6 protein-coding genes and 1 riboswitch are annotated in these 6,149 nt (G+C 72.9%); all 6 genes read right to left on the bottom strand.

Annotation, left to right across the window (positions count from 1 at the left end; all coding sequences use genetic code 11):
- A partial coding sequence (locus MXD58_RS17725) for an asparagine synthase-related protein (RefSeq protein ID WP_250609602.1) occupies positions 1-1,154 on the bottom strand: 1,154 nt, incomplete at its 3' end.
- 90 nt (positions 1,155-1,244) lie between these two features.
- Positions 1,245-1,445 (bottom strand): lasso RiPP family leader peptide-containing protein, encoded by a 201-nt coding sequence (locus MXD58_RS17720; protein ID WP_248839058.1) that lies wholly within the window; start codon positions 1,443-1,445, stop codon positions 1,245-1,247.
- 222 nt (positions 1,446-1,667) lie between these two features.
- Complete coding sequence (locus tag MXD58_RS17715) at positions 1,668-2,624, bottom strand: AfsR/SARP family transcriptional regulator (protein ID WP_248839059.1); 957 nt, start codon at positions 2,622-2,624, stop codon at positions 1,668-1,670.
- Positions 2,625-2,868: 244 nt separating this feature from the next.
- Positions 2,869-3,633, bottom strand: a complete 765-nt coding sequence (locus tag MXD58_RS17710) for a peptidoglycan-binding protein (protein WP_248839060.1) — start codon at positions 3,631-3,633, stop codon at positions 2,869-2,871.
- Positions 3,634-4,100: 467 nt separating this feature from the next.
- Positions 4,101-4,273: riboswitch (cyclic di-AMP (ydaO/yuaA leader) on the bottom strand.
- A gap of 444 nt (positions 4,274-4,717) precedes the next feature.
- Complete coding sequence (locus MXD58_RS17705; protein WP_248839061.1) at positions 4,718-5,074, bottom strand: four-helix bundle copper-binding protein; 357 nt, start codon at positions 5,072-5,074, stop codon at positions 4,718-4,720.
- Positions 5,075-5,345: 271 nt separating this feature from the next.
- The coding region (locus tag MXD58_RS17700) for an amidohydrolase family protein (protein ID WP_250609601.1) at positions 5,346-6,149 on the bottom strand (804 nt) is incomplete at its 5' end.

Here is a 6,149-nt window from a genome sequence, read left to right as displayed (position 1 = left end):
GCCAGAGCCCGGGCCATGTCGCCCAGGCAGTCCCGGTAGTCGCGGCGGCGCAGCATCCGCGCGCTGGCCGCCCACGCCCAGCCGTCCTGGGCCCGGTGCCCGCGCAGGTGTCGCACGGCGGTCAGGGGACGACGCGCGAGCAGGTTCGCCAGGTAGTTCGGCGCGGCGACGGCGATCTCGTCGCCGCCGAAGCCGGTCAGGTGCAGCCGCGGGTCGTAGAGGGCCACCCGCATCAGGGTGGCCCGCAGTTTCGCCCGGTCCACGATGCCGGCGAACGGCCGGTCCAACGGCTCGTCCGCGGTCGCGATGCCGTCGAAGACCAGCGGTAGCTCAGCGGCCGGCACGATCTCCCGGGTGATCCCGGGCATCGCCGCCGCGGCCCGCGCCGCCCACACCCGGTCGTCGTCACCCGGGTCGTGAGCCAGCCCGGTGACGGCGACGATCTCGGCGGCGCCGCGCGAGGCCAGGCAGCACACCGAGGTGGAATCGAGCCCCCCGGACAGGTCGGCGCTCACCGTGCGTCCCCCCGCTACCCGCGCGCCCACCGCCTCGGCGAGCGCCGCGCGCAGGACCGGCGCACCCTGCGCCCGGGACAGCACCGCCGGCGGCTGGCGCCACCAGCGGACGTGGCGGTCCCGGCCGTCCCGGTCGACGACCAGGTAGTGGTCGGGTGCCACGGCGTCGACGGACGCCCAGGGCACGACGTCGTCCAGCGGATACGGCGCGGACGGGTCGAGCAGCGCCAGCGCGAGCGCGGTGCGGTCGAGCGCCGCACCGGTGAGTTCGGCGAGCACGTCGGCGCGGTCGGCGGCGAGGACGTTCTCCCCCTGCCGGGTGGTGAAGATCCGGCGGGTGCCCGTCGCGCTGCCCTGCATCCGCCCCACGCCGTCGATCTGCGCGACGACGTGGTAGTCCCCCGCGGCCTCGCGGCCGACATCGAGGTCGTGCACGTCGCGCGCCGACACCAGCAGGCGACGCAGGCCGGAGGCCGAGATCGCGGCGCAGCCGATCAGGGCCAGCCCGCCTCGCCCGGTCGTCGCGCTGAGGACCGCGCCGTCCGGCCAGTCACCGACGATCCAGGGTCGCCCGGAGCGGTAGCACAGCCGACGCCGGGCACCGGCCGGCTCGACCAGCGGATCCCGGTCGGCCAGCACGACGAACCAACAGGAGGGTCGCCGCGACCGGGACCGGCCAGGATCAGGGCGGCGGGCGGCGGTGAAGGTGGTCACCACGGACCCGGGCGCTCAGTAGAAGAACCCGCCGGCGACGAAGCCACCGCCGCCGCCGCCCCAGCCACCACCGCCGAAGCCACCGCCGCCGCCCCAACCGGAGTTGTAGCCGAACCGGCGGTAGAAGTAGTCGTGGCCCCAGCCCCAGCGGCCGCGGGTCACATCCGTGAAGCGACCGGCCGGCGTCAGGCACGGGGTTTCATAGGCTGCCTTCATCGCTTTGCCCTCCTGATTCGCAGTTTCGGCCCGGGGCTTGCGCGCCCCGCGCGCTCGCCACGGCGGTCTGGGCCGACTGGGGCCCGGGCCGGGCGGCGAACACGGGCCGGGGCACACGGGCGGCGAGCCCGCGTGTCACGGCGCGGTCGCGTGGATCGCGTGTCGCGTCCACCCCTGTTGCGTGCCCACGGGAGGTTCAGCGCGGGTTCACCGGCCGCGCCGCTAGGCCGGTCTGGCGGGTGTGCCGGAGCCCTGTTCGAGTACCTGCTGATGGACGCGCCGCAGCTCGGCGCCGGGCTCGATGCCCAGATCGGTCACGAGCCGCCGGTAGAGCGCGCGGTACTCGCTGAGTGCCTCGGCGCGGCGTCCGCTGTGCTCCAGCGCCACCAGGAGCTGGGCCCACAGCCGCTCACGGGTGGGATGTTCCAGGGTGAGCGCGCGCAGCATCGGCAGCACCCGGTCATGTTCGCCGAGCTCGAGACGGGCGTCGATCAGCTCCTCGCGGACCGCCCACCGCGCCTCTTCCAGGCGCAGGCTCTCCGCGCCGCCGACCTCGGCGGGCAGTTCGTCGAACGCGCAGCCGCGCCACCAGCCGAGCGCGCGCTCGAACAGGTCGGCGGCTTGGCGTGAGGCGCCGGCCCGGGCCGCGGCGCGACCGCGCTCGGCGGTGCGCTCGAAGCGGACGACGTCGATCTCGTCCGGGCGCACGATCAGCCGGTACTCGCCGGGACGGCTCTCGATGCGCCCGGGGCCGACCGGTCGACGCAGGATCGCCGACGCCGGGCTGACCGAGGCGACCACCGGCGCGACCGTCGTCATGCCGGGCGGCGGGGGAAGCGAGTGGCGCAGCTCCGAGAGGTAGGTCTTGATGTTGCCCAGGGCCGAGCGGGGCGGCGCGTCCTGCCACAGTGCGAGACGCAGGTGCTCGACGGAGATCCATCGGCCCGGGCTCAGCAGCAACGTGAGCAGTAGCGTCCGTTTCTTGCGCTGGTCGACACGGACCCGTTCGCCCGGCGAGCGCCAGACCTCCAGCGGCCCGAGCGCGGCGAACAGCACCCCCGACGCGGGCTCGGGCGCGCCCATGCCGGCGCGGGGACGGGCGTCGTCCGCGGTCCCGCCGGAAATCCGAGGTCTGTTCCAGGCCTCGGGAACCGGCGCGGCAGCCTGTTCCTCGCCCATGTTGATCCTCGTCGGTCGGAGATCCCCACCCAGGGCGGGATCCTCACCGGACGGACCCCCGGAGGTCGTCAGCTGCGCGGGGACCGGCGGCCCCTGTGGGGGCCCGGTGCAGGAATACCCCGCGGCGACGGTGGGTAGTCCTGACCAGGCGTCGGACACGCCGCAGCGCCGCCCGGAGGACTGGGAACTCCCCCTGGCGGCGCTGCCGTGTTCACCGGCCGGACCGGTTCGCTGGTTGGACCGGTCAGATGCCCAGGCTGGCCCGGGTGCTCGGCCCGACGACCCCGTCGACCACGAGACCGTGCTTGAGCTGGTAGTCCTTCACCATGTGGTTGGTCTGGTAGCCGAACTGGCCGTCCACCGCGATGGGGTAGCCGAGGTTCGCCAGCCGCTGCTGGATCACGCGGACGTCCCAGCGGTAACCCGTCCCGCTGGCCAGCGACGGATAACCCCACGGGACACTCGCGGCCGGCGCGGCCGGCGCGGCCGCCGGTGCCGCGGCCGGGGTGTAGGACGCGGCGCGGACGCTGTAGCCGCCGGCGACGGCGGCGGCCGCGGCCTGGCCGCGGGCCAGGAAGCGGTAGTAGGAGCCGCTGGTGTAGGTGGTCCAGGCGCTCAGGCCCTGGCCGGCGCACACCTGCCTGGCCGCCCACGCGTTCGTGCTCGGGTCGTAGAGGTTGCGCCCACCCACCCAGCCGGCGTGCGCGCGCATGTTGATCTGCCAGAGCCCACGGGAGTCCTCGCCGACGCTGGCGTGGGCGTAGGTGTTGCCGCCGGACTCGGCGAGGGCCACGGCGACCCAGGTACCCAGCGAGCCGCCGCTGCAGCCGGGCAGGCCCGCGTTCGCGGCGAGCCGGGCGATCGTCACGTCGGAAACGGAGCTGCCGGTGGCGGCACTCGCCGGACCCGCGGTCGCGAGCAGGCTCGCGCCGGCGCCGATCACGCCCGCCGTGGCGAGCAGGGCGCCGTGACGCCGCGCCGTACGCTTCCGATGCTTTCCCTTAGCCATTCTCTGACATCTCATTTCGGTGTCGTTGAACACAGGCATAGAACAGTTCTTATGAGCCCTGCTGGCGCGCGTCGACAAGGCCACCCATCAGGTATGGGCAGCACGGATTAATTATTGTCGAGGCGTCGGTCAAGAGCAGGAGAAAAGAGCCGTCAAAGCGCGGTCGGACGATGATTCCGACCGGCCGGGACGACACCATGGCAGGGCCGGGGACCGAGCCGCGAAAAAGTGCGGAGACTCCGAGCGGCTGACACCACTGCGGCCGCCACCGGCGTCGGTTACCGCCGGGGCGAGGACATGCACATGGTCAGCCGGGGCGCGCGCGGCACCGGTGAGTGAATGGCTATTCGTGCGCCCGTCGGGGCGAGATCAGTGCCGGTTGTGGCGCGGGTGCGGCGCGAAAAGCGCAGGTCGGCCTGACGGTAGGCACCGCCGCGGCCGGTCGTTCCCGATATTCAGGCAACGCGAAATCCTTCCCGCACGCCTGCGAGGTTAGCTGTCGGGTGCGGGCCGGGAAGCCCGGTCGCCGGCACTGGCCGACGACTTAACCCCAAGAGCGGTGGTGACGGGACCGCTCAGCCGAACCTGGTTCCCCCGCTTCTGCCCAACTGACTGGAGGGGACTTCGGACCGTGGGCAGAACTCGGCGTCGGTCCGAAGCTCGAGTGCCCGCCAACCGTAGCGAACTACCGAGGGTAGTTACAAGTACTGGTTGTGTATGAATTCCGGCGCACGTCCACTACGTTACGTGCATTGCGCTGTGACGACAGCACTCTCGGACATCATAGGAAGCGCCGGACGAGCCAGACATCGCCACGATGTCGCGATCGCCCCAGGCCATCGTCGACGGGGCGTCACTCAACCAGCGCACCCGGCAGCACCCGATGCACAACGAAGAAGCAATCAGACGTTCCGTGTTCTCTCGCGGCGCGGCGCGAGAGGGACGGCGGTCGTGGCCTCGGGCTCATGCCCGGCGGGAGCGGGACCACGGACAGTGGCGACCAGGGCGGTGACGGAACGAAAAAGGCCGGCGCTCCCACCCGCGGGTGGGAGCGCCGGCCAGATGACCGACGGCGTTGTCGGCGTCAGGCAGCGGCACCCGCCATGGAGGTGCAGCTCTGCGCGCAGGACCGGCAGGCCCGGGCGAGCCGGGAAAGCTGCGCGTCACGAGGCATCTTCTCGCACATGTCGGCGCACGCACCGCAGATCCGCGCACACATGGCACACAGTTCCGCGTGCCACGGCGACGTCCGACACATCATGTCGGCACAGGTCCTGGTCACCGCCGCACAGTCCATCATCATCCGCAGGTCGGCGGCGTCCATCATGGTGCCGGGCATGTCCATGCAGTAGGAGATGGTCTCCTCGCACAGAGCGGAGCATGACATGCACTCCTCAATGGCCTTCCGCATGCTTTCATTGATCTTCTCGGCGTGCTGCACCAAATACCTCCGATACGCGCCTGGTGATGTCGGAATCACTAGCGAAAATCCGCCTGCCCCAGCGACTCCAACCCTGGTGGAGCCACTCCGACAATAGCTTTGGCGACCGATTCCGCATCTTGACCGCCAGGCCCGAACAAAAGGTCGACAAAAAGCCGGAAAAGGGCTCTGGAAGCCGGCCTACACGCCGTCTCGCCCCGGCCCCGCCGATCGCGCCCGGCCGGGGCGGGACGGCCGCATCGGGTGCGCCGGCCGGATCGGGGCAGCGAGGTCAGGAGCGCCGGTCCGGGGCGGACGGGCCGACCCAGGTCACCGGGTCTGGCCTGCCGGTGAGGGCTGCCGGCAGCCGCGGATGGGCCAGCACCGCCCGGCCGTCGAGGAAGACCCCGCTGACGGCGTCCGGGTGTTCGAACAGGGTCAGGTCGCCCGGGTCCTCGTCGAGCACAATCGCGTCGAAGATGTAGCCGACGGCGAGCCGTCCCAGCCGGTCGCCCACCCCGCAGAGGCGGGCACCGGTCGCGGTGGCGGCGAGCAGGGCCTGCGGCGGGTCGAGCCCGGCGCGGCGCAGGTAGCTGATCTCGGCGAGGTTGCCGCCGTGGCGGGTCCGGTGCCGGGCGTCGCTGCCCAGCGCGACGGGGACGCCCGCCGCGCGGGCCACCGCGATGGTCTCGGCGAGGCCCGCCTCGGCCACCTCCGCCCGTTCCACCGCCCACCCGGGCAGCACGCCGGTCCCCGCGAGCGCCGCCAGGTCACGGTAGGGCGCCAGGGTCGGCACCAGCGTCACCCCGCGGGCGACCATCGCGGCGGCCGCCCGCTCGCCCAGGCCGATGCCGTGCTCGATGGAGCGCGCGCCGGCCGCGACCGCCTCCTCCACCGCCCGCTCTCCCAGCGCGTGCGCCATCACCGGGCGGCCGTACCGGGCCGCCTCGGCGACACCGGCCGCCAGCTCCGCCCGGCCAAACGGCAGGTCGGGAAGGCCGGGCCGGGTGGACATCACCCCGCCCGACGCGTAGATCATCACCCAGTCGGCGCCGGCCCGCAGCACGCCGCGGACCGCGGCCGGCAGGTCCCCGGC

Source organism: Frankia sp. AgKG'84/4 (assembly GCF_023242965.2).
Taxonomy (GTDB): domain Bacteria; phylum Actinomycetota; class Actinomycetes; order Frankiales; family Frankiaceae; genus Frankia.
The sequence above is the reverse complement of the archived record's forward strand: the minus strand, read 5'-3'. Positions and strand labels throughout refer to the sequence as shown.

Bases quoted from the DNA above. Each gene is read 5' to 3' on its own strand.
- MXD58_RS17720 (WP_248839058.1), bottom strand. From the start codon at position 1,445: ATGAAGGCAGCCTATGAAACCCCGTGCCTGACGCCGGCCGGTCGCTTC.
- MXD58_RS17710 (WP_248839060.1), bottom strand. From the start codon at position 3,633: ATGGCTAAGGGAAAGCATCGGAAGCGTACGGCGCGGCGTCACGGCGCC.
- MXD58_RS17715 (WP_248839059.1), bottom strand. From the start codon at position 2,624: ATGGGCGAGGAACAGGCTGCCGCGCCGGTTCCCGAGGCCTGGAACAGA.